Source organism: Caulobacter sp. (assembly GCF_035254145.1).
Classification (GTDB): domain Bacteria; phylum Pseudomonadota; class Alphaproteobacteria; order Caulobacterales; family Caulobacteraceae; genus Caulobacter.
In genome coordinates, this window is sequence record NZ_DATFAV010000296.1 from 1 (window position 1) to 23,179 (window position 23,179).

Consider the following 23,179-nt stretch of genomic DNA (forward strand, 5'->3'; position numbering starts at 1 on the left):
TGTTCGAGAACGTCAAGGGCCTGACCCGCGCCACCTTCCGCAACTACTTCGAATATATCCGGCTGCAGCTGGAGCATCCCGAGGTCGTGGCGCGTCCGGACGAGGACTGGTCCGAGCACCTGTCGCGGTTGGAGGAGCACCACCTGCGCGGCGCGCGCGACGGCCTGGCCTACCGCGTCGTGGCGCGCGTGCTGAACGCCGCCGACCATGGCGTGCCGCAAAAGCGTGAGCGGGTGATCTTCGTCGGATTCCGCGACGACCTCGACCTGGAATGGTCGTTCCCGACCGCCACCCACTCGGCCGACGCCCTGCTGTGGGCGCAATATCGCTCGGGCGATTATTGGGACGCGCACAAGGTGGCTCGCAAGGCCCGGCCGGAGGCCTCGGACGCGCCCGCTCGCGCCCTGGCGCTGAAGGAAAAGCCCGCCGAGCTCCCCTGGCGCACGGTGCGCGACGCGATCGCGGACCTGCCCGATCCGGAGTTCGAGCCAAAGGCCGCGGCGGCGATCGCCTACCATCGATTCCAGCCGGGCGCCCGGTCCTATCCCGGCCACACGGGCAGCCCGCTGGACGAGCCCGCCAAGACCTTGAAAGCCGGCGTCCACGGCGTGCCCGGCGGTGAGAACATGTTGGCGCGACCCGATGGCTCGGTCCGCTACTTCTCCGTCCGCGAGAGCGCGCGCCTCCAGACCTTCCCCGACAGCTTCATCTTCCACGGCGCCTGGGGCGAGGTGATGCGCCAACTCGGGAACGCCGTTCCCGTTCGCCTCGCCGAGGTGATTGGCAAGGACGTCGCGCGGAAGCTACGCTACGCGGCATGAGCGTAGCCTATAATCCACTCGCCACGATCAATCTGGCGCGCAGTATTCAAAACGCCATTCTGGAGCAGCCACTTCGGCCTCTTGGCTCTCTCGCCAACGAGCAAGGAGCGGGCGTTTACGCGATCTATTATGGCGGCGACTTTCCAGCTTACTCCGCGCTGGCAGCCAGCATGCGCTCCGAAGATCAAATCCCGATTTACGTCGGAAAGGCCATTCCCAAGGGTGGACGGATCGGGGGGCTAACTAGAGATGCCGAGCTTGGGCGCCAACTCGGCCGGCGGCTGAACATCCACGCGGAGTCCATTAGACAGGCCTCGAACCTGGATATCGAGCACTTCTACGCGCGTTCTCTTATTATTGAAGATGTTTGGATCTCGCTCGGCGAGAACATGCTCATCCAGCAGTTTCGGCCCGTGTGGAATGTTGTCACCGCTGGCTTCGGCAACCAGGCTCCGGGCCGGGGACGCCAGGATCAAGCGATGTCCCTTTGGGATACCCTCCACCCAGGGCGCGCTCACTCGCGTATGCTCGGTCCCAACAAAACCCCGGTCGAAGAGATAGCGTCCCGAGTCGTCGCTTTTCTAAGTGGACGTACGGTCCCGTTAGACATCGAAAACACTGATGGCGAGGACGAGGCGGAATAGTTTTTACCCCCACCTCTTCCCCCACCTACCCCCCTGAATTCCCTCACTCCGCCCCCGCCCACGCCCCGCCGCGTCCCCGGTGTCCGGAGCGGCCGTATTCTACGGCCATGAGCAGATCGCATCCCAAGGCTCGCCCCACCTGGTTCCGCCTCTCGGAGGCCTCGTGGGCCCAGGTGGCCGAAGAGTACAGGAACGGCGCGACCGCCGCCGAGCTGGGGGCCAAGTGGAAGGTCTCGCCGACCAGCATCTACCGCCACGCCTGCAAGAACGGCTGGACCAAGAAGGCGCACGGCGACGAGGTCGCGCGCGAGCACGCCGCGGCGGTCGAGGCCGAGGCGGAGGCCGCGCGGCGGGCGGCCTTGCGCGGCGTGGGGGCCCTGCCCGGCGAGCTTTGGCTGACCGGCGACGAGGACGCCGACGCCGAAGCCCTGGCGGCCTTTGATCCGGCCTTCGCCGCCGCCTCGGGCATGGCGCCGCCCGCTCCCCCGCCGCTCTCGACCGATCCGTCGGACCTGAAGGCCGCGACCCTGGCGCGGCTGGCGGCGGCGATCCGCGAGGGGCGCGACCAGGAGGCGCTGCGGCTGACCACCCTGGTCGACAAGCTCTCGAAGCTGAGCGCGTCCGGCGAGACGGGGCGGGAGGCGTTCGGCGACGACCACGATTCCGAGCGGGCGCGGCTGATGCTGACCGGCTTCGTCGACTGGCGGCCGACGCGGGCCCATGTCGAGCACGAGACCGCCTACATGTTCCGCTCGATCTTCCTGATCGCCCTGTTCATGCTGGAGAAGCCCGAGGCCGTGCCGGGCCTGTTCAAGCGGCGGGTCATGCGCTTCCGGCGCGACTATCTCGGCGAGGACGATCCGGAGGCGCTGGAGGCGGCCGAGGAACTGACCGACTTTCTGCTGGCCGAGTACGATCAGCTGTTCATGGACTTCACGGACGGCGAGCCGCGTCCGGCCCGCAAGCTGCCATGCCGGACCTGGCCGCCGCCGCGTCCGCCCTACCCCTCGCGCAAGGATCTGGCCAAGGAGGCCACGCCCCTGCCGCCGGCCGAGCCGCGGCCCGGGGCGGTGCTTTATGGGCGGCGGCGCTGAGAGCCTGTCTGGTTTAGACGGAACCATCTAAACCAGATAAACAGGCTCTAGAATCAAACATTTAGAGCGCGTCCGGGCGGGTTAGCCGCGTACACCTGGCCCTAACGCGCTCGGGGGCGCGGCTGGGGACCCGGCGCTCACTCGAACGGCGGCTTGAGCCGATAGAAGCGCGCCTCGCCCAGGAGGTCGTAGACGCGGCGGAGCCGGAAGGCGTCAGGGCGGGCGCGGGCCAGGTCCAGCTGGGCCTGGCTGAGGCCGAAGGGCGCGACCTCGCCGGCCAGGGTGGTCTTGACCACCAGCAGGCGCGGCGTCGCGTCCTGGCCGAAACTGATCGCGTCGCAGCCCTCGGGATCGGCGGCGGTCGCCACGCGCACCTGGCCGGCGAGGTCCGGGCGGCCGTGGTCGGTCAGGCGGCGGACCTCGTGGGCGACGATGCTGGCCACGCCCAGGCCGCGCAGGAAGCGGTCCTCGGCCTCGCGCGTGGCCATGTCGAAGCGGTGGATCAGCCGAGCCAGGCGCGCGTCCATCGGCAGGGGCTGGGGCGGGGCGGCCTCGATCAGCGCGATGGCCGGCGGGGCCGCGAACAGGGCGTTGGGACGAACGGCGGCGGTCAGCAGGGCGGGCTTGGCCAGCAGGGCGTCCTCGACCGCCTGCAGCAGCGGGGCGTCGTAGGACCAGCGCGGCGGCGGGTCCTTGAGCACGGGCAGGCCGATCAGCGACAGGACGGCGGCGATCTCCCCCTGCTTGGCCATGACGGGCATGCCGGACTTGCCGGTGACGAAGCGGACGGTGCGGTCGTGGGTGGCGCGGTCGACCGGCTTGCCGGCCAGGAGCTTCTCCAGCTGGGCCAGGTAGTCGCCCACGACGACGGCGAGCTCCGCGCCCGCCCAGTCGCGCCCGATCGCCTCGCGTTCCGCCGAATCCCCCGTCATCGGACGATCCTGCGCCAGGGCGGGCGCGGGCGCCACAAGCTTGAGCGGGTCAGCGTCCTCCGGCGGCGGCGGCCGAGGCGGCGGCGGCGTTCACGCCGGCCGTGGCCATGGGCGCGTCCTGCACCGGCATCTGGTCGGATTGCAGGCCAGCCGCCTCCATGGCCCGCCGCACCGTGGTGATCGGCGTCCCGCTCTCGACCTTGAAGGTGAGGCTGGCGGTCTGGGCCGGGTTGTCGCCGAGATTGGCGAAGCCGCCGGGGCGCTGGGCGTTGAAGGTCACGCCATAGGTCCGGTCGGCCAGCACCCGGCACAGCAGGACGAAGGTCTTCTGGTCGGCGAGCAGACGGGGTGTCCTGACGCAGTCCATCGGCTCGGCGCCGGCGGCGGGGGCGTAGTTCCAGGCCGCGGGGGACATCTGCTGGTCGAAGGTGGCCTTCAGGATCAGCACGCCGGGCGCCACCGCCTGGTCCTGGGCCGGATAGGTCGCGACCAGCCTGGGCGGCGAGGTCGGGGGCAGGATCAGCACCGGTGAGACGGCGTTGGGAGCCTCGGCGGGCGGCCGTTGGACCTGCGCGTGGACGCCGCCCGCTCCAAGAACGGCGCAGATCGCGACGATGGGAACCAGGCGGCGGGACGACATCTTTCCAGACTGACCGGGAAGCGCGGCCTTCTCAAGGCGCCAATCGAGGCCTACATCGCCCTCATGACAGACAAGACCGAAGCCAACGTCCCCGACGGCGAAACGCCGATGCAGCGCGCCTTGCGCCTGAAGAAGGCCGCTCAAGGTCGCCATGGCCACGGGCCCAAGGCCTCCAGTGGCAAGGTGGAACGCGCCAGCGCCGCGGCCCCGACCGGCAAGTCCAAGCCCTGGATGACGCGGTGACGATCCCCAAGGTTCTCGGCCGGACCTCGTCCATCAACGTCCGCAAGGTCCTGTGGACCTTGGACGAGCTGGACCTGGCCTACGAGCGCGAGGACTGGGGCGCGGGCTTTTCCTCGACGCGGGATCCGGCGTTCCTGGCGCTGAATCCCAATGCGCTCGTGCCGGTGCTGGTGGACGATCGGGGGGCGCTCTGGGAGAGCAACACGATCTGCCGCTATCTCGCCACCGACACGCCGCTGCTGCCACGGGACAGGCGGGCGCGGGCCATCGTCGAGCAATGGATGGACTGGCAGGCCACCGAGCTGAACACCGCCTGGCGCTACGCCTTCGCGGGACTGGTGCGCAAGTTTCCCGGCTTCGAGGACCCGGCCCAGATCGCCGCCAGCATCGAGGCGTGGAACACCGCGATGGGCCTCCTGGACGCGCGGCTGGTGGACACCGGAGCCTATGTGGCGGGCGAGACCTTCACCTTGGCGGACATCGTGTTGGGCCTGGCCACGCATCGCTGGCTGCACAGCCCCATCACGCGCGTCGAATGGCCCGCGCTCACCGCCTATTACGATCGCCTGAAGCAGCGGCCGGCGTTCGCGGCGTGGAGCCTTCCGCGGGTTCCGTGAGCGGCTCCGCGCCGGCCTGGGACAGGCTGGCGATCGGCGGTCCCGGCAATAGTGGCTCGCCGGTCCATTCCCAGTGCCAGGGCTCGTAGACATAGTTGACGAAGCCGAAGCGCCCGGCGTTGCCCACCATCCAGCGATAGAGCGGCGAGCGCGCCATCGCCAGGCGATTGGCGTCGGCCGACGAGTCGGGCCCGAAGCCGGGGGCGGCGTCGATGAAGAGGTCCACGGCCAGGCCGGTGCGGTGGGCCGAACAGATCGTGCGGATCAGCCCCTGGCAGTTGCTCTCGCGCGCGCAGCGCTGGGCGTCCGCGTCCGGCGCGCGGAAACCAGAGTAGATCTTCAAGGCCTCGGCCCGATGCAGAACGCCGGCGGCGCGCGCGGCGTCCTTCATCCGGCGATAGGCGTCCAGCGCGGCGGGCCGCAGCTGGATCGTCTTGCCGCCATAGCTCTCGTCGGGACGGGCCACGGCGAGGCCGCTTTCCGGCGGCGCCCCGGGACAGATCCCGTCACGGTTCGCGCGGACGAAGGGTCGCGCCAGATGCCAGCGCGGCAGCATGACCGCGAACACCGCCCCGTCCATCAACCCGGTCCGCGCCATGCCGTGCTCGCCCTGCCAGCGAGCCAAGGCAGCGGCGAAGCCGTCCGAGCCTGGCTCGCAGCTCGTGCCGATCTCGGCGGCGATGCGTGGCGCATAGATCTCCCAACCGGTCTCGGGCTTGCCGAACGGCGACCAGGCCAGGGTCGACAGCGATGCGGCGTTGGCCGCCGCCGCTCCCGCGGGCGCGGCGGCGCCCTCGGCGCTGGGGAGGGACGCCTCGGGCCGCGCGGTGTCTCCAGAGGGCCAGATCACCCATAGCCAGAAGGCGCCGACGACGACCGCCAGGCCGCCCAATCCCCAAAGCAGCGGCTTCAAATCCGGCCTCACGACAGTGGAACTTCGCCATGGCTCAAGCCTTGAGACGGTGAAGTCGTTCCCGTTCGGAGTCCGCATGACCGGTCTGGTTTCTCGTTTCGCCCTTGTCGCCGTCCTCGCCCTGAGCGCCTGCGACGATGCTTCCCCGGCCAAACCGACCCCCGCCAAGACCGTCCAGAAATCACCCGTCCAGGCGCCGCCTGGGGTTCCCGCGCCGTCCGCCACGGCCGCGTCCTCGCCGATCGCCCAGGCGATCAACGCCGCGATCATTCCCACCACCGCCGATCCGCAAGCGCGGCGCGACGTGCTGATCCGGATCCAGACCCTGCTGGATCGCGCGCATTTCTCGCCTGGCGTCATCGACGGGCGTGACGGCGGCAACCTGACGCTGGCGATCCGAGCGTTCCAGGCGGCGCGCGAAATGCCGGTCGACGGCGTGGTGAGCCAAAGGCTGCTCGAGGCGCTGGCGAGTTCCGACGGCGGCCCCGTGCTGGTCGACTACACGATCACGCCGGCCGACGTCGCCGGCCCGTTCTCGCCGCCAATCCCCAAGGACGACTATGAGGCCATGGCCCAGCAGCCGGCCATGAACTACCACGACGTCGTCGAGATGCTGGCCGAGCGCTTCCACATGGACGAAGACCTGCTGCGGGCGCTGAACCCGGGCGTCGACTTCGGCGCGGCGGGCGCGGCGATCGTGGTGACCGCCACCGGCGCCGACACGCTGGACCGCAAGGTCGACCGGATCGAAATCGACAAGGGCCTGGGCCAGGTCCGCGCCTTCGACGAGGCGGGCGTCGAGCTGGCGGTCTATCCGGCCACGGTGGGCAGCACCGAACGTCCCGCCCCTTCCGGTGAATGGGCCGTCCGCACCCTGGCGCCGCGCCCGACCTACACCTATGACCCCTCGCGCCTGACCTTCGGCAAGCCCAAGGACAAGCTGACCATCAAGGCCGGTCCCAACAATCCCGTCGGCTCGACCTGGATCGACCTGACCAAGGACACGTACGGCATCCACGGCACGCCCGATCCGAGACTGGTCAACAAGCGCGCCTCGCACGGGTGCGTGCGCCTGACCAACTGGGACGCGGCCGAGCTGGGTTCGGCGGTGAAGAAGGGGGCCAAGGTGGTCTTCATGGGCGCGGAAGCACGCGCCAGCTAGCGCTCGCCCGGCGTCCGGAGGACTGAATCGCGCCAAGCTTCGCCGTTCAGGCTGCGTTCAGTCAGCCGGCCGCCTAGTGGGTGGCAGACAAGCCGCTCACACGGGGAACAACGATGTCCAAGACGCTCGGCCTGACGGCCCTTTCCGCCGCCGCCCTGCTCGCAGGCTGGGCCGGCGCCGCCTCGGCCCAGGCCCCCGGCTGGGACGGCCGTTACGAGGATCCGCCGCGCGGCTCCTATACGCGCTCCTGCCGCGAGATCACCGCCTTCGACGGGCGTGTGTGGGCGCGTTGCCAGAATAGCCGCGGCGGCTGGGAATGGAGCAGCGCCCGCGCGCGCGACTGTGGCGGCCAAGGTCTCGAGAACCAGGACGGTCGCCTGCAGTGCGCGGGCTTCGTCGGGCCTGGGCCTGGGCCTGGGCCTGGTGGCCGCCCGCCCGGCGGCGGCTGGCGCTCGGACGCGGTGCTGTTCGAGCACGCCGGCTATGATGGCCGGGTCTACGAGGTGCGCGGCGACATGCCCGACCTCGACCAAGCCGGCTTCAACGACAGGGCCTCCTCCATCAAGATCCTGCGCGGCGCCTGGGAGGTCTGCGAGGACGCCTACTATCGCGGTCGCTGCACGGTGATCGATCGCGACCAGGGCGTTCTGCCCCGCGAATGGAACGACCGGATCAGCTCGATCCGTCGCGTCCGCTAATCATCAGCCATCGTCGCGCCCGCCACTTGAACGCGGGCGCGGCGGGCGGCTAAGGTCCCGGCGCCTCGAAGCAAGGTGGAGCTTACCCATGCGCAAGATCGTCGTTCTGGCCGCCGCCGCGGCCGCCCTGCTGGTCTCGGCCTGCAACACCATCGAGGGCGCGGGACGCGACATCTCGGCCGCTGGCCGCGCCGTCAGCCACACCGCGAGCGACGCGAAGAACTGAGCCGCGCCCGTCCTCGCTCAGTCCTCGCGCCCGGTCATTCGGGCCGGATCATTCGGGCCGGCGCGGGGTTCGGACGAACTTGGCCTCATTCGATAAATGAAATCGAAATCGCAGGTGGACACTGGCGCACCACCACCGGTTTCAAGCACGGAATTCAATTACTAAAGCGCGGAAATTTTCGGATTTAATATTGGAACCGTTAACCACGCCCATCATGACTGGTGAAATGTAGTTCAAAAGCGCCACATTTTTGACACCTACACAGGCCGGCAATCGGATAATACTGTTATATATCTAGTGGCAAATTGTCACCGTGCGACGGCAGGTCGCTCTTTTCTTGTCGAACCAGGAAGCGCATATGGACGCCATGTCCGAACCCTCCGCCGCCTCTCCCCTGCTGACCGGTCTCAAGCGGGGCCTTTCGCACCGTTGTCCGAACTGCGGTGACGGTCACCTGTATACGCGCTACCTGAAGGTGGACCCCGAGTGCGAGGCCTGCGGGCACGAGCTGGGCAGCTATCCCGCCGACGACGGCCCGGCCTATTTCACCATTCTGCTGGTCGGACACCTGTTCGTGGCGCCGCTTCTGTTCTTCCACTGGATCTGGGAAGCGCCGCCCCTGCTGGTCGCGCCGATGACCCTGGCCCCGCTGGCCTGCCTGACCCTCCTCCTTCTGCCGCGCGTCAAGGGCGGCGTTATCGGAGCGCTCTGGGCCTTCCGCCTGCGGAAGGCCGAAGAGACGCCGAACTAGCCAAGCGGAACCGACTGGCGAGGCTGGGTATTCCCAAGACGTGATCCCAGCGTCGCCGTGGTGGCGGACGCGGGACCGGAGGGAAACCGCGAACCCATGCTCGGCACCATTCTCATCATCATCCTGATCCTGGCCCTGATCGGCGCTCTGCCCACCTGGGGCCACAGCCGTTCGTGGGGCTATTTTCCCAGCGGCGGTCTTGGCTTGATCCTGGTGATCATCATCATCCTGGTCCTGCTGGGCAGGATCTAGACCTTCCGCCGCTTGCCCTAAACCGGCGTTCGCCTAATCTCCCCCTCGCATAGAGGGGGAGACGAACATGACGGCGAACGCCGACGCGCCCGGAGCGCGCCTGTCGCCGATGGCGCGCGCCCGCGCCATTCTCGGCGGCTCCGCCGGCAATCTCGTCGAATGGTACGACTGGTTCGCCTACGCCGCCTTCACCCTCTATTTCGCGCCGGCCTTCTTTCCGAAGGGCGATCAGACCGTCCAGCTGCTCCAGGCCGCGGCGGTCTTTTTCCTGGGCTTCGTCGCGCGTCCGATCGGCGCCTGGCTGATGGGGCTGTACGCGGATCACGCCGGAAGGCGGGCGGCCCTGTCGGTCTCGGTGGCCCTGATGTGCGCCGGGGCCCTGATCATCGCCTTGACCCCGGGCTACGCCGCGATCGGCCTGTGGGCGCCCGCGGTCCTGCTGCTCGCGCGCGTGCTGCAGGGGCTCTCGGTCGGCGGCGAGTACGGCGCCAGCGCCACCTATATGAGCGAGATGGCCGGCAAGACCCGACGCGGCTTCTGGTCCAGCTTCCACTACGTGACCCTGATCGCCGGGCAGTTGCTGGCGCTGGGCGTGCTGATCATCTTGCAGCGTTGCCTGCCCGAGGCCGACCTGAAGGCCTGGGGCTGGCGCATCCCCTTCGTGATCGGCGCCCTTCTGGCCGTGGTCGTGTTCTGGATCCGCCGCGGGCTGGAAGAGAGCATCGCGTTCAAGGCCACGGCCGAGCGCGAGAGCCTATCGCGGCGTCAGGTGACCATAGCCGGCGGGTTCCTGGCGTTGACGGTTATAGCCGGCGTCCTGGGCGTCACCACCGGACCACTGGCCCGGCCGGGTCAGATCCTGGGCGCGGTGTTCCTGGCGCTGTTCTTCGTCTCGCTGATCGTGCCGCTGGTGCGCCGCCATCCGCGCGAGAGCCTGCTGATCATGGGGCTGACGGCCGGCGGGTCGCTGACCTTCTATGTCTACACGACCTACATGCAGAAGTTCCTGGTCAATACGGCGGGCTTCACCAAGGCCCAGGCCTCCGAGATCAGCGCCATCAGCCTGATCGGCTTCATGCTGGCCCAACCGCTGGCGGGTTGGCTGTCGGACAAGGTGGGGCGCAAGCCGATGCTGATCGCGGCCTTCGGCGGCGGCGCCCTGTCGATCTGGCCGATCATGACGGGGATTTCCCAGGCCACGACCGTCACTGGCGCTCTCGCCCTGATCCTGGCCGGCGTGGCGATCCAGTCCTGCTACACCTCGATCAGCGCGGTGGTGAAGGCCGAGATGTTCCCCGCCCACATCCGCGCGCTCGGCGTGGCCCTGCCCTACGCCCTGGCCAACGTCCTCTTCGGCGGCACGGCCGAGATGGTCGCCCTGGCGTTCAAGCACGAGGGCGTCGAGAGCGCCTTCTACGTCTATGTCGCCGGCGTCATGACCCTGGGCCTCGTCTGCTCGATCGTCCTCAAGGACACCAGCCGCCACAGCCTCATCCACGAGGACTGAGCGCGGTCGCGCCGAACCCCGTTTTCCGACTCTCAACGCCCGTCTAGATTGCCCCCATGCCGTTGCTCGACATCTTCGTCCTCGTCGTCTTCACGCTCTGCTGGCTGCTGTACGAGCCCATGCTCAGGCGTCTGGGCGAGGCCGGCGGCGTGCTCAACACCGACATGACGGTGATCCGCCGCCGATGGATGCAGGAGATGGCCGTGCGCGAGGTCGCGCTTCTGGATGGCCAGCTCCTGGGTCACGCGATCAATTCCGCCAGCTTCTTCGCCTCGTCGAACCTGATCCTGATCGCCGCGGCGGCGGGCCTGCTGTTTGGAGGCGACAGCGCGTGGAAGAGCGTGGAGGGCTTGGCGGTCCTGGCCAAGACCACGCCGATGATGTTCCAGATCAAGCTGGGCCTGGTGCTGGTGGCCCTGGCCCGGGGGCTGCTGGACTTCATCTGGTCGATCCGCCAGATGAACTACTGCCTGGCCGCGATCGGCGCCGCGCCGATGTGGGCGCCGCCACGTGTTCTGGAAGAATACGCCGAGGCGGCCGGCGAGATCCTCAATCCGGCCCTGTCGGCTTTCAACGCCGGGGTGCGCGCCTATTATTTCGCCTTGGCCGCGGCGTGCTGGCTGCTGGGCCCGATGCCATTCCTGGCGGCGACGCTCGGAGCCATGACCCTGCTGCTTTGGCGGCAACGCCGCAGCCGCGCCTCGCTGGCCGTCCACAAGGTGCGCCAGATCCTGGAGCGCCAACCGGTGGTGCACGGCCCTCACTTGACCAAGCTGAAGAAGCCGCCGCCGCCCAAGAGCCGGCTCTAAACGAACCCCGGAACGCCCGCCCCGGCTAGGCCGTTCAGCCCCCAAGATGACGCCCAATGCAATAAGCCCCGCCGGCGACACAGTCACCGGCGGGGCTAATGGGAAGTCTTGTGGGTAGACACTATCTTCATACCTTAGCCAGGGGCAGGGCGCAACCATTTAGCTACGGGAATCCGACATTTCGCCGTGAATTCACGTTGCAACTTATGATTTTGCGTTGCAGGCGCCAGATTCTCGCATCCCCGTTCAAAATATCGGGATCACCGCAGGCCCCACCAGACAAGAGACTCAAAGAAGATCGCCTATTGAGATCTTTCTGAGAGATCGGATCGATAATTCTTCGGCCTAATATCTTAATTTCAGACATTGATATATCGGAAGCAGCGTCGCCTTCCGGACGAGTCTCACTTCAGACCACCTAACTTGGCGGTAAAGCTCCAAAAATCCGGCCATCATTGCACGCGGTATAGAAAGTGAGGGCGAAGGCCGACCCGGGATTAACCGGATCAGCCCCGCGCTCTCGCTAAACGCGCAGGCTCAAGAGCTTCAGATCAGACGCCCAGCGCGGTCCACACGGGCAAGGTCTTCCTGGCCCATTCTTCCGCCTGCCATTTGAGCTCGACCAGATTGGCGTCTCCTTCCAAGGTCGTCCCATCCTTGATCAGAGCTTGGCCCTGCTCCCTTAAGATCGACCAAGCGAATTGGGCCCAGTCTTCCACGGTCTTGCCGCCATTCTGCCGGCTCAACCAGAACATCTGCTGAAAGCGCGTGGCGGCGACGCCGCCGCCAATGAGGGGCGAAGCCAGAGTGCCGATGTCCGATGCCGAAAGAGATCGCTGAGCAATGGCCTTGTTGAGCGCCAGGGCGCGGGTCTTGGCCTTGCTCAGATCTTGCCCCGGCGCGACTTGGTGTACGACGCCCAGGCCCAGCAAGATCGACAAGGCGGAAGTCAGCTGCGCGAAGCTCACATTCTTGCCCACGACGCTGGTTTCCAACTCAAGAATGGTGTGAGGCTTGTAGTCCAGCAGCACGTCGTAGATGGGTTGATAGACCGCGTCGATCAGGCCGGCCTCACCGAGGGCCCCGCGCGCCTTGGTCGGAAGGTCTTCCTTGGCCATGGCGAGAACTATCCGCTCCTCACGGATAGCCAACACCTGCTCCCGGCCCATGAGGGCGCGAGCGCCGCGAATCCAATAGTCACGTCGAAATTGCTGGTTCACGCAGTAGTCTCGGGCGGTCTCGCGCAACGAGACGTCGGGAATGCCGCGCAGGAACTCCGCCTGTTGGGCGGTCATATTCAGTTCGTTCAGACTGTCGATCGTGTGCGCCGAACAGGCGAACCCCACCTTGGCGTCGTCCAGCCAACGCTCCATGTCGGCGAAATACATCGGGCTCCAGTCCCGGTTCATGTACTCGTGCGCCAGGTAACGGCGGTCCTGCCCCTTCATCTGCTTGAGACGTTCGACAGCGCCAGGATTGATCTTTGAATAGAAAGGCTCAAGCGCGATGAACTGCTCGATGAAGTCCAAGGCCGCGTCGGTCCGCCCAATGACGCCCTGCCCCGGCGCACCCATGACGTCAGCGTGGCGCTTCATCAAATGGCGGATCGGCGCCGACGCCGACCAACCCGGCAATGTATTGTACGAGATATAGAGAACGCCGCCCGGGCGCAGCTTTCTACGAATGAAGTCTACGAGAACTCCGCGGTTTTCATCCGAGATCCAGGTCCAGATGCCATGCAGGCCGATGAAGTCGAAATCTGGCAGGTCCCGACGATGGCAGAACTCGGCGAAAGCCTCATCGTAGAGCTTGGCCTCTGCCCCCGAGAGGCGGACCATCTCCGAGGCGAAGGCGGCTTGAGATGGATTGAAGTCCGTTCCGTACCAATCAACGCTGGGCTGGGCGGCGGCGTGGATGGAGATCGAAAGCCCCTGGCCGAAGCCCAGTTCGCAGGCGCTCTCGATCTTGGGCGCATGGAGACCCGCCATCAGCAGCGGTAAGCGGCAGCGAAGAGGGTTCAACTCGGCGTAATAGCCGAAGGTGTAGTTTACATCGGTGACGTAGCCGGCAGTCCATTCAGTCGACACGAGCTCTTCCTGCGTGGATTAGTTTCCCCGGCTTGGATAGCCGCACGAACGGTTGCGTCTGACAAGCCGGAGTGGCGCCCTGTTTTGGCGTGGCGCTCTCGCGCGCGAAGTCGCTATAGCTCTTTATCCTGGCGACACGCGCCCGTCGGCGACACCATTGATGACCACACCCCTTCTGACGCTTTGGCGACGCTTGCCCGTTCCGATCCGGCGCGCCGCGCATCTCGCCAAGGGCGCTCCCCGGGCGGCCTTTGACGCGTGGACCAAAAGGCTGGACGAAGCGGCCAAGGCGCGAGCCCAGCGCGCGTCCCAGGCCAGGACCCGACGCCGGGCGCGGCGACGGAACCGTCGCCCCAAGCCGCCCGTCACCATCGTCGGCTTCCACGGGGCCGTTCACGGGTTGGGCGAGGGCGCGCGAATGCTGGCGCGGGGCTTCGCCGACGCCGGCCTGCCGGTCCGCGCCGTCGACCTGTCCGAGTTCGTGGGCTTTCCGCTCGACCTGCCCGTCACCTTCCCGCCGCCGTCGCCCAAGGAGCGCGGCGTGGTCATCTCGCACATCAATCCCCCTGAGCTGTTGCGCTGGGTGCGCGAGACCGAAGGTCTGCCGATCGGCGGTCGTCGTCACATCGGCTATTGGGCCTGGGAACTGGAGGACGCGCCCAGCGCCTGGGCGCCGGCCTTCGATCTGGTCGACGAGGTCTGGACGCCGTCCGCCTTCGCCGCCGACGCCCTGCGCAAGATCGCGCCGGCCCGGGTCAAGGTGACGCCCCTCCCCTACCCGCTCTATCTCAATCCCAGGCCCGCCGCCGATCGAGGCCGGTTCGACCTGCCGGACGACCAGGTGGTCGTGCTGATGGCCTTCGACCTGCGCTCCACCGCGCAACGGAAGAACCCGTACGCCGCCCTCCGCGCCTTCCAGAAGGCCCAGGCGCTGGCTGCACGCCCCGCCCTGCTGCTCTGCAAGGTCGTGGGCTCGGATCTGTATCCCGACGCGCTCGCGGCCCTGGCGGCGCAGGTGGCGGCCGATCCGGCCATCCGCCTGATGACTGACAGCCTGTCGGCGCAGGACATGGCGGTGCTGACCGCCAGCTGCGACATCGTCCTGTCCCTGCATCGCTCCGAGGGCTATGGCCTGCTGCTGGCCGAGGCCATCTGGCTGGGCAAGCCGACCTTGGCCACCGGCTGGTCGGCGAACGTCGAGTTCATGGACTTGGCGTCCAGCCAACTGGTCGACTACGCGCTGATCCCGGTCGAGGGCGACGGGGCGATCTACCAGGATGGGCGCTGGGCCGACGCCGACGTGGACGACGCCGCCCGGAAGCTGGCGCGGATGATCGCCGACGACGCCTGGCGCGCCCAGCTGGCCGCCGCGACGGCGCGCAACGCCCACGTGTCGTTCGACCGGGAGGCCTGGCGGCGCATGGCCCAGGCCCTGTTGCCGCTGAAGTGATCAGCCCTTGGGGGCTGTCGTGACCGGAGATTCGTCCAGCGCGGGGATATCATTGATCGAGCGAGGCGGGGTGACCTTGTCGGCCGACACCGGCTTGGCGGGCAGCTCCGTGGACGGCGGACGGATCGGCGTGGTGTCCCCGGCCTTCGGCTTCTTGGCCTCCATCGGCAGCGCGACCTTGTCCAAGGTCTGGACGATCAGGTCCGTCGGCAGCATGCCCTTGTAGCGCACCTTCTTGAAGTGGCGGGTCGGGTCGTAGGCCGCCACGCCAGGCGCCAGATTGCCGACCTCGAGCGTGCCGACCTGAGCCAGCAACTGGACGCGGCCGACATATTCGCTCGTCCGGCCCCGCACGAAGGCGAGCTGGGCGTTCTGGAGTTCGGCCTGGGCGTTCAGGACCTCGATCGTGCTGCGCAGGGCGAACCGCTCCTCCTCGCGCACGCCGTAGAAGGCGATGGTGTCGGCGTTCATCTCCGCTTCCTGGCTGACCAGCGACTTCCGCGCGGCCACCAGCTGGTCCCAGTACTGCGAGACGCTCAGCACCATGTTGCGGCGCGCATCGTCGATCAGCAGCTTGTCGCGGTTGTTCTCCTCGATCGACTGGCGGATCTGCGAATTCAGCTGGCCGCCCGAGAACAGCGGCTGGGTCAGGGTGATGCCGGCGTTGACCGTATCCTCACGAGCCCGGTCGTAAGCCAGGTAAGGAGCCAAGGATCCATTACGATACGACGCGTTGGCGCTGACGGAAAACAAACGTTGCGCACGAGCCTCCGCCACGCCTTCACGCGAGGCCTTTTCGGTATAGGCGGCGGCCAAAAGGGTCGGGTTCGATTGCTCGGCCTGGTTAAAGGCCTCATCCAGATTTTCAGGCAGGCCATCGATATCCGGCTCGGGCTCAAGCGTCTCGGGCAGATGACCGATCAGCGAGGCGTAGTAGGCGACGCTGACGTTCAATTGGGCCTGGGCGTTGGCGACTTGAGTGCTCGCCGAGGCGAGGCGAGCCTTCGCCTGCTGCACATCGGTCAGAGTGACTTGGCGGACGCTGTACTTGTCCTCCGTATCTTGCAGTTGCTTGCGCAGCCAGGCCTCGCCACCCAGGCTGATGCGCAGCACCTCCCGGTCGCGACGAACCGAAACATAGGCGTTCGTAACACGGACCAGCAGGTCCATCTCGATCCGCCGCAGGTTCTCGCGGGCCGCCTTGATTTGCGCTTCCACGCCAGCTAGGCGGGCGGCATAGCGGCCGTTGGAATAGATCGCCTGCGACAACTGCAGTTGGGTGGTCTGGCTCGCCCCTTCCTGGCCGGACTGGGCGCCATTCTGCTTTCGCCACCCGTAGTTCTCGCCCACCTGCGCGCTGGCCTGCAGACCATAGGCCCCGCGGGCCTGGGTGTAGTTCTCGTCCAGCGCCCGCATCGCGGCGCGCTGGGCCTGGATGTTCGGGTTGCTCTGATAGGCGGCGGTGATCGCATCGGCCAGGGTTTCGGCGTGCGCGAGCTCGGCGCGGCCGACGACGGCCATGGCGACGGCCATGGCGATCACGGACGCTCGAACAGACAAGACTTTCGACAGCACTCGCATTTCCTAGACTTTCACGGCCCCCGCCGAATGTGGCGGTTCAAGCCAAAATTTGTGGCTTAATCAAGAAGACGACGCACGGTCGCCTCCCAGGTGACATTCTTGTTTTGCCAGAGCTCGCGCGCCGCGGACCCCAGCGATATCGCCCGCGCCTTGTCCGCCGTCAAACGGTCCAGCGCCTCGGCTAACGCCTCGGGCGTCGGTTCGGCCACGGCGCCGGTGTCCTCGCTGACGATCTCGAGCAATCCCCCGGAGTCTGTGACGGTCAGCACCGCCTTGCCGGCCGCGAAGGCTTCCATGGTCACGTAGCCGACACTGTCCTCGTCGAAGGGAAGGTAAGCGCAGGCCAAGGCGCCATTGGCCCAGCGGGCGATGTCCTCGCGCGGATGGAAGCCGAAGCGCAGATCGACGCGGTCCGTCAGGCCAAGATCCTCGACCAGCCCTCGCAGGCGCTGGGCGTAGGCCTCGTTCTCCGGTGGCCCGGCGATGACCAGGCGCGGACCGCGCGGCAGCAGCGCCAGGGCCTCGATCAGCAGGTGCTGGCGCTTGCCCGCCGCCACCCGGCCGCCGGCGAAGACATAGTCGCCATGGTCGCCGCCGGTGAACAGCTCGCCATCGTTGAGCGGCGGATAGAGCACCTCGGACGCCACGCCATTGAACTTCATCAGCCGGTTCTGGGTGACGGGCGAGTTGCAGTAGATCTTACGGCACTGCGCGAAGCAGGCGTTGTCGGCCGCGCGGATGGCCGCCTTCACCGCCCTGCCCGTCTCGTCGAAATCCAGATGGCTCTGCCCCGCCTCGGAGAGGTCGTAGGCCTGGCGGAACTGGTGCAGCAGCCACAGCACCTTGTGCTCGTGCGGGATCAGGTAGGCCGGGAACTTCAGGCCGATCACCCGGTCGACATTGTGCAGCCGCAGGCCCTTGGAGATCAGCATCTCCTCGATCAGCCGCTCGGCGGGCTCCCAGGAGAACGGGACGCGGACAAGCTCGGACTGGACGCCAGGCGTGGCGTTCAGGCGCCGGACCAGGTGGTCGGCCAGTTCCTCGGCTCCGCCACGCTGGAAAGGGGCGGCGTTGTTGACGACCAGAACCTTCATGCGGGCTTCCTCATGAGGTCAGGCGCTCCACGACGGTGCTCCAGTCGATCTTCATCTCGGCCAGACGGTTCAGCGAGGCCTCGCCCATCGCCGCCACTTCCTGGCGGTCGGCGTGCAGGCGGTCGAATTGCTCGGCCAGGGCCCGGGGATCGGGTTCGCTGATCAAGCCGTTGCGACCGTGCTCCACCAGCTCCAGCACGCCGCCGGAGTCCGTGGTGGTGACGATCGCCTTGCGGGCGTGAGCCCCTTCCAGCGACGGATAGCCGTAGCTGTCCTCGTCCTTGGGCAGATAGGCGACGGCCAGCGCCGCCTTCAGCATTTCGGCCTTCTCGTCCTCGCTGATCCAGCGATCCTCGAGGATCACGCGATCAGTCAGGTTGAGGTCGCGAGTCATCTGGACCAGCTGGCGGCCGTACTCCGGACTCGACGCCGTGCCCGCCAGACGCAGCTTCACCGGCGTCTTCACGTACTGCATGGCCTCGATCATCAGGGCCTGACGCTTGTGGGGCTCCAGGCGCGAGATGGCGACGATCTCGTCGCCATAGCCCGTGTGCGTGAACCGCTCGGGCTTGTAGATCGGCGGATAGAGCGGCGTCGCGTCAAGGCCGTTGAACGCCTTCAGGCGGTCGGCGACGACCTGAGAATTGGTGAACACCGCCCGGCTCTCGGCGATCGCGCGGGTGTCGAGGGCTCGCAGGTTGTCGCGGATCGCGCGCGTGTGCGGATCATCGGGCATGCCCCGGTAGGGCGTGTCCCAGAGATCGTAAAAGGTGCGGATGTGGTGGATGAACCACAGCACCTTGTTCGGATGGTCCACCACATAGGCCGGCGGCCGGAAGCAGATCACCCGGTCGCACCATTGCGTCAGGTCGATCAGCCGCCAGGCGGCGACCTGGTGCAGGATCTCTTCCGGATCGTCGGAGAACGGCAGGTAGAACCGCTCGACCTGATGCCCCGCCTCGACCAGCTTTTCCTCAAGCCACTCGACGATGAAGCGCGCCCCGCCGTTGATGAACGGCACGATCGAGGACAGCAGGACGATCCGCATCGGCTAGACCAGCACCTGGTCGAGCGCGGCGACGACGCGGTCGATATCCGCCTCGGTGAGTCCCGCATGGGTCGGCAGGTTCAGGCCGTCAGCGCCGCAGGCCTCGGCCTGGGTGAGGTCACCGGTCGCCAGATGGGCGTAGGGCGGCATGACGTGCATCGGGTGAAACACCGGCCGGCTCTCGATCCCCAGAGCGTCCAGGTCCTTGATCACCTGGTCGCGCGAGGTCGCCAGGCCCTCGCCCAGGCGGACGGTGTACATCCAGAACACATGGCGGCCCGTCGCCGCGACATAGGGCTTGATGATCCGATTGCCGAGGCGGGAAAGCTTTTCGTCGTACCAGGCCACGACCTGCTCGCGCGCGGCGAGATGATCGTCGACCCGTTCCAGCTGGGCCAGGCCGATGGCGGCCTGGATGTTGGTCATGCGGTAGTTGAAGCCGACGACCGGGAACCAGTAACGGCGGTTGGGGTCCATGCCCTGGCTGCGATAGAGCCGCATGGTCTCGGCCAGCGCGTCGTCGTCGGTCGTGATCATCCCCCCCTCGCCGGTGGTGATGATCTTGTTGCCGAAGAAGCTGAAGGTGGCGCAGTCGCCCAGCGAACCGGACATCTTGCCCTTGTAGGTCGCGCCGACGGCCTCGGCGGCGTCCTCGATCACCATCAGGCCATGTCTCTTGGCGAGTTCGAGGATCGGGTCCATGTCGGCCACCTGGCCGTACAGGTGCACCGGCATGATCGCCTTGGTCCGGGGGGTGATCTTGGCCTCGATAAGGGCCGGGTCGATGTTGAAGGTGCGCGGGTCGTTGTCGACCAGCACCACCGTGCCGCCGCAGTAGGTCACGGCGTTGGCCGAGGCGATATAGGTCAGGCTCGGGATGATCACCTCGTCGCCCGGTCCAATACCCATCGCGACCAGCGCCAGATGCAGCGCCGTGGTGCCGTTGTTGCAGGCGATGGCGTGCTTGACGCCGCAGTAGTCGGCGAAGGCCTTTTCGAAGTCGTTGATGAACCGACCGGCCGACGAGATCCATGTCGAGTCGAGGCACTCCAGGACATAGTCGCGTTCATTGCCGTCCAGGCGCGGAGCGGCCACGGAGATCCTGGGCAGGGTGTTCGCCGGGTTGGTCACGACCGGTCTCCTTTGATCTTGGCCGGCACGCCGATCGCCAGCACCGCGTCCGGCAGGTCGCGCGCGACGACGCCGCCCGCGCCGACGATGGCGTCGGCGCCGATCGTCACGCCGGGGATCGCCCGCGCGCCGACGCCGAGAAAGGCCCGCGCGCCGATACTCACGCCGCCGGCCAGGGCCGAGGCCGGCCCCAGGTGACAGGCCACGCCCAGCTGGCAGTCGTGGTCGACGACCGCTCCAGTATTGATGATGGCGAGATCCCCGATCTGGCTGTCCGCATTGATCACGACGCCGGCCATCACCGCCACGCCCTCGCCAAGCTTGGCGCTCGGCGAGATCACGGCCGAAGGGTGGATCGCGTTCACGAGCGCGAAGCCGAGGTCGCGGCTCTTCCCGCCCAGTTTTTCGCGCAGCCGGTTGTCTCCGATCGCCACGAACAGGCGAGACAGGCCCCGCCCTCTCAGTTCCGGCAGGATCAGATCGTCCCCCAAGACCGGAACGCCCAGCACCTCGCGCGGGGTGGGATCGGCGTCGACGATCGCCGCGACCGTCTCCCCCGCGGCCCGAAGGCTCTCGATGACCACCTTGGCGTGGCCGCCGCCGCCGATGATGACGACGCCCCCGATGTCGAGGGTCGGGGCCATCAGTTTCGCGACCGCCGCACGATGTCGGCCTCGACCATCTCGGCGATCATCTCCTGCATGGTGATCTTGGGCGACCAGCCCAGCTTGGCCTTGGCCTTGGCCGGATCGCCCAGCAGCAGATCCACCTCGGCGGGGCGCAGGAACTTGGGATTGATCGTCACGTGGTCCTGATAGTTCAGGCCGACGCTGGCGAAGGCGACCTCGCACATCTGGCGGACGGTCCAGGTCTTGCCGGTCGCCACCACGAAGTCGTCGGGCGTGTCCTGCTGCAGCATCAGCCACATGGCCTCGACATAGTCCCGCGCGTGGCCCCAGTCGCGCTTGGCGTCGAGGTTGCCCAGCTCCACGGTCTTCCGCTGGCCCAGCTTGATGGCCGCCACCGCGTCGGTGACCTTGCGGGTCACGAACTCGATGCCGCGCAGCGGGCTCTCGTGGTTGAACAGGATGCCGGCGGAGGCGTGCAGGCCAAAGCTCTCGCGATAGTTCACCGTCATCCAATGGGCGTAGAGCTTGGCCACGGCATACGGCGAGCGCGGGTAGAAGGGCGTGGTTTCCGATTGGATCGGATGCTGCACCAGGCCGTACATCTCCGACGACGAGGCCTGGTAGAAGCGAGCTTGCGGGCACTCCAGGCGCACCGCCTCCAGCATGTTGGTCGCGCCGAGACCGGTCACCGAACCGGTCAGGTGCGGCTGGTCCCACGAGGCGCCGACGAAGCTCTGGGCGGCGAGGTTATAGACCTCGTCCGGCTGGACGCGGCGCATCAGACGCGACAGGCCGCCCTCGTCCAGCAGGTCGCCCAGCTCGAAGCGGATGTCGTCATAGACCCCGATCCAGCGCAGGCGGTCGCCGATCACGTCGGCCGAGGCCGAGCGGCGCAGCATGCCGTGGACGGCGTAGCCCTTCTCAAGCAGCAGCTTGGCGAGATACGCGCCATCCTGGCCGGTTATGCCGGTGATCAAAGCCGTCTTCGCCATACGATCTTGCCGACTCCAGTAACAACGAAGGTGTCTGACTACACTATTGGAGGCGGTTGGAAAGCGGCGCCGGTCAGATTTCCATCTTGCCGGACCGCTTTCCGAAAAGCTTGGGAATTCAGTCTATTGAATTCCTAGCCCTACTCCTCGCGCATGGTCGTGCGCAGGGTGTCGCGCAGCGGCGAGAACAGATACTGCAGCACCGTCCGCTCGCCGGTCGGCACGATCACCTGGGCGGGCATGCCGGCCGTGACCTTGGCGCGAAGCGGCTTGGGCAGTTGCTTGACGTCGACCCGCACGATGCCGAGGAAGTAGGTCGTCTTGCCCTCCGGATCCGAGAGCCGGTCACGCGAGATCGTTTCGATCGTGCCGTTCAGGATCGGGATCTCGCGCGAGTGGAAGGCCGGCAGGCGGACCTCGGTGACCATGCCCTCGTGGATGTTGTCGACGTCGGTCGGAGCGAAGTGCGCCTGGATCACGAAGGCCTCGTCGTCGGGCGCGATATCGACCATCGGCTCGGCCGGCCGCACGACCGCGCCCTCGGTGAAGAAGCGCAGGTTCTGGGCCGTGCCGCTGACCGGCGAGACGACGTTGATCCGCTTCTGGGCCTCGGAGGCCACGACTTCCTTCTCGGTGACTTCGGCCAGCTTCACCCGGGTCTCGGTGATGCTCTGGCTGACTTCCTCGAAGAATTGCTGCTTGATCTGGCGGATCTTCAGCTGAGTTTCCGCCGCGCCCTGCGACGCCTTGGAACGGTCGGCGGTCAGGCGCCCGATCGAGCCCGACAGCGAGGCCTGCTCACGCTCCAGCGCCAGCAGGCGCGGCCGCGGCACCAGGCCCTTGTCGTAGATCTTGCGCAGGTCGTTGAGCTCGTCCTGGATGTAGCCCAGCTGGTCCTTCAGGCCCTGCGTCTGACGATCGATGCCTTCGATCTCGCTCTGGTACTGGTCGCGCTGGGCGTTCATCAGGTCGACCTGGCCCTGGATCGTCTGGCGACGCTCCAGGAACTGCGACTGCTCGTCGGCGATCGCGCGCGCGACCATCGGATCGCCGCGCTGGGCCAGCAGGTCGGCCGGGAAGCTGATCGTGGCGCGCTGGTCGCGTTCGGCCAGCAGGCGCGCCTCCATGGCCTTCAGGGCCACGTACTGGTTCTTGGTGATGCCCGCCGCGGCGTTGGCCTGTGTGGCGTCGAGCTCGAACAGGAGCTGCCCGGCCTTCACCTTCTCGCCTTCGCGGACGAGGATCTTGCGCAGAATGCCGCCTTCCAGGTGCTGGATGGTCTTGCGGTTGCCTTCGGCCGACACGACGCCGTTGGCGATCACGGCGCTGTCCAGCGGCGCCAGGGCGGCCCAGCCCAGCAGGCCCACGAACGTGAAGGCGATCACGGCGTAGCCGATACGGGCCACGCCCTTGTAGTTGTCCGTCGGACGTTTGATCTTCGGGGGCTTCATTGATCTTCAGCCTGATGGGCGCGCTGGGGGCGGCCGTTAGAACGGAGTGCGGAGGCGGACGAGAGCGGCGTCAATGCGCGCCCTGGATCGGCGCGGGCTGCGGCGGCTGGGGCTGCGGGGCGGCCCCGGTCAGCTTGGCCAGCATGACGTCGCGCTCGCCGAAATCGGCGATGACCCCCTGGTTGATCACCATGATGTAGTCGGCCTGGGCCAGCAGGTTCACCTTGTGCGTGGCGAAAACCACGGTGCGCTTGGCCGCCTTCAGGCGGTTCATGGCCTCCATCAGGGCGACCTCGCCCGTCTGGTCGAGGCTGGCGTTCGGTTCGTCCAGGACCAGCAGGGCCGGCATGCGGAACACCGCCCGCGCCAAGGCTAGGCGCTGGCGCTGGCCGCCGGACAGCGAGGCG

General features: G+C 67.3%; 25 protein-coding genes. 13 read left to right on the forward strand and 12 right to left on the reverse strand.

The window, feature by feature from the left end; all coding sequences use genetic code 11:
• The 3 genes from VJ655_RS17750 to VJ655_RS17760 all read left to right on the forward strand — a co-directional run.
• Positions 1–821 (forward strand): DNA cytosine methyltransferase (locus VJ655_RS17750; protein ID WP_324113373.1); only part of this gene is annotated, 821 nt, incomplete at its 5' end.
• Positions 818–1,465, forward strand: coding sequence for an Eco29kI family restriction endonuclease (locus tag VJ655_RS17755; protein ID WP_324113375.1), 648 nt, complete (start codon positions 818–820; stop codon positions 1,463–1,465). The genes VJ655_RS17750 and VJ655_RS17755, both read left to right, overlap by 4 nt.
• 107 nt (positions 1,466–1,572) lie before the next feature.
• Complete coding sequence (locus tag VJ655_RS17760; RefSeq protein WP_324113377.1) at positions 1,573–2,559, forward strand: hypothetical protein; 987 nt, start codon at positions 1,573–1,575, stop codon at positions 2,557–2,559.
• A 137-nt stretch (positions 2,560–2,696) separates the two neighbouring features.
• On the opposite strand, the gene VJ655_RS17765 is transcribed toward VJ655_RS17760, so the two are convergent.
• Positions 2,697–3,491 carry a hypothetical protein gene (locus VJ655_RS17765; protein ID WP_324113379.1) on the reverse strand — a complete coding sequence of 265 codons (795 nt, stop codon included), beginning with the start codon at positions 3,489–3,491 and terminating at the stop codon, positions 2,697–2,699.
• 49 nt (positions 3,492–3,540) lie between these two features.
• Positions 3,541–4,131, reverse strand: a complete 591-nt coding sequence (locus VJ655_RS17770) for a hypothetical protein (RefSeq protein WP_324113381.1) — start codon at positions 4,129–4,131, stop codon at positions 3,541–3,543.
• Between the two features lie 63 nt (positions 4,132–4,194).
• Between VJ655_RS17770 and VJ655_RS17775 the strand changes: the two genes are divergently transcribed.
• Positions 4,195–4,374, forward strand: a complete 180-nt coding sequence (locus VJ655_RS17775) for a hypothetical protein (RefSeq protein WP_324113383.1) — start codon at positions 4,195–4,197, stop codon at positions 4,372–4,374.
• Positions 4,371–4,991 (forward strand): glutathione S-transferase, encoded by a 621-nt coding sequence (locus VJ655_RS17780; RefSeq protein ID WP_324113385.1) that lies wholly within the window; start codon positions 4,371–4,373, stop codon positions 4,989–4,991. Before VJ655_RS17775 ends, VJ655_RS17780 begins: the two co-directional genes overlap by 4 nt.
• On the opposite strand, the gene VJ655_RS17785 is transcribed toward VJ655_RS17780, so the two are convergent.
• A complete protein-coding gene (locus VJ655_RS17785) occupies positions 4,921–5,904 on the reverse strand; it encodes a M15 family metallopeptidase (RefSeq protein WP_324113387.1) in 984 nt (327 codons plus the stop codon). The genes VJ655_RS17780 and VJ655_RS17785 overlap by 71 nt on opposite strands.
• A gap of 76 nt (positions 5,905–5,980) precedes the next feature.
• On the opposite strand from VJ655_RS17785, the gene VJ655_RS17790 reads away from it, so the two are divergent.
• The 7 genes from VJ655_RS17790 (at position 5,981) to VJ655_RS17820 (ending at position 11,309) form a co-directional block, all read left to right on the forward strand.
• Positions 5,981–7,066, forward strand: coding sequence for a L,D-transpeptidase (locus tag VJ655_RS17790; protein ID WP_324113389.1), 1,086 nt, complete (start codon positions 5,981–5,983; stop codon positions 7,064–7,066).
• Positions 7,067–7,179: 113 nt separating this feature from the next.
• Positions 7,180–7,764: a beta/gamma crystallin-related protein gene (locus VJ655_RS17795; protein ID WP_324113391.1), complete on the forward strand. Its 585-nt coding sequence runs from the start codon at positions 7,180–7,182 to the stop codon at positions 7,762–7,764.
• An 88-nt stretch (positions 7,765–7,852) separates the two neighbouring features.
• A complete protein-coding gene (locus tag VJ655_RS17800) occupies positions 7,853–7,990 on the forward strand; it encodes an entericidin A/B family lipoprotein (RefSeq protein ID WP_324113393.1) in 138 nt (45 codons plus the stop codon).
• A 358-nt stretch (positions 7,991–8,348) separates the two neighbouring features.
• On the forward strand, positions 8,349–8,741 hold the full coding sequence (locus VJ655_RS17805) for a DUF983 domain-containing protein (protein ID WP_324113395.1): 393 nt from the start codon (positions 8,349–8,351) through the stop codon (positions 8,739–8,741).
• Between the two features lie 96 nt (positions 8,742–8,837).
• Positions 8,838–8,993 (forward strand): DUF3309 family protein, encoded by a 156-nt coding sequence (locus tag VJ655_RS17810; protein WP_081916837.1) that lies wholly within the window; start codon positions 8,838–8,840, stop codon positions 8,991–8,993.
• A gap of 67 nt (positions 8,994–9,060) precedes the next feature.
• Positions 9,061–10,500 (forward strand): MFS transporter, encoded by a 1,440-nt coding sequence (locus VJ655_RS17815; protein WP_324113396.1) that lies wholly within the window; start codon positions 9,061–9,063, stop codon positions 10,498–10,500.
• Between the two features lie 56 nt (positions 10,501–10,556).
• Positions 10,557–11,309 carry a DUF599 domain-containing protein gene (locus VJ655_RS17820; protein ID WP_324113397.1) on the forward strand — a complete coding sequence of 251 codons (753 nt, stop codon included), beginning with the start codon at positions 10,557–10,559 and terminating at the stop codon, positions 11,307–11,309.
• A 551-nt stretch (positions 11,310–11,860) separates the two neighbouring features.
• On the opposite strand, the gene VJ655_RS17825 is transcribed toward VJ655_RS17820, so the two are convergent.
• A complete protein-coding gene (locus VJ655_RS17825; protein WP_324113399.1) occupies positions 11,861–13,396 on the reverse strand; it encodes a class I SAM-dependent methyltransferase in 1,536 nt (511 codons plus the stop codon).
• A 160-nt stretch (positions 13,397–13,556) separates the two neighbouring features.
• Here VJ655_RS17825 and VJ655_RS17830 point away from each other — a divergent pair, with 160 nt between their 5' ends.
• Entirely contained in the window at positions 13,557–14,846 is a 1,290-nt protein-coding gene (locus VJ655_RS17830; protein ID WP_324113401.1) for a glycosyltransferase family 1 protein, read from the forward strand.
• Here the strand turns inward: VJ655_RS17830 and VJ655_RS17835 are convergent, their stop codons facing one another.
• The 8 genes from VJ655_RS17835 to VJ655_RS17870 all read right to left on the reverse strand — a co-directional run.
• Entirely contained in the window at positions 14,847–16,427 is a 1,581-nt protein-coding gene (locus VJ655_RS17835; protein ID WP_324113403.1) for a TolC family outer membrane protein, read from the reverse strand.
• Between the two features lie 56 nt (positions 16,428–16,483).
• The gene (locus VJ655_RS17840) at positions 16,484–17,521 is read right to left on the reverse strand and encodes a glycosyltransferase family 4 protein (RefSeq protein ID WP_324113405.1); all 1,038 of its coding nucleotides are present in this window, start codon (positions 17,519–17,521) and stop codon (positions 16,484–16,486) included.
• Between the two features lie 10 nt (positions 17,522–17,531).
• Positions 17,532–18,569, reverse strand: a complete 1,038-nt coding sequence (locus VJ655_RS17845) for a glycosyltransferase family 4 protein (protein ID WP_324113406.1) — start codon at positions 18,567–18,569, stop codon at positions 17,532–17,534.
• Positions 18,570–18,572: 3 nt separating this feature from the next.
• The gene (locus tag VJ655_RS17850) at positions 18,573–19,679 is read right to left on the reverse strand and encodes a DegT/DnrJ/EryC1/StrS family aminotransferase (protein ID WP_324113416.1); all 1,107 of its coding nucleotides are present in this window, start codon (positions 19,677–19,679) and stop codon (positions 18,573–18,575) included.
• Between the two features lie 17 nt (positions 19,680–19,696).
• Positions 19,697–20,344, reverse strand: coding sequence for an acetyltransferase (locus VJ655_RS17855; RefSeq protein ID WP_324113408.1), 648 nt, complete (start codon positions 20,342–20,344; stop codon positions 19,697–19,699).
• Positions 20,344–21,321: a GDP-mannose 4,6-dehydratase gene (gmd, locus tag VJ655_RS17860; RefSeq protein ID WP_324113410.1), complete on the reverse strand. Its 978-nt coding sequence runs from the start codon at positions 21,319–21,321 to the stop codon at positions 20,344–20,346. The genes VJ655_RS17855 and gmd overlap by 1 nt, the downstream gene beginning before the upstream one ends.
• Before the next feature lie 140 nt (positions 21,322–21,461).
• Positions 21,462–22,772, reverse strand: a complete 1,311-nt coding sequence (locus VJ655_RS17865; protein ID WP_324113412.1) for an HlyD family type I secretion periplasmic adaptor subunit — start codon at positions 22,770–22,772, stop codon at positions 21,462–21,464.
• A 70-nt stretch (positions 22,773–22,842) separates the two neighbouring features.
• Positions 22,843–23,179, reverse strand: a 337-nt coding sequence (locus tag VJ655_RS17870; protein WP_324113414.1) for an ATP-binding cassette domain-containing protein, incomplete at its 5' end; no start/stop codon positions are given.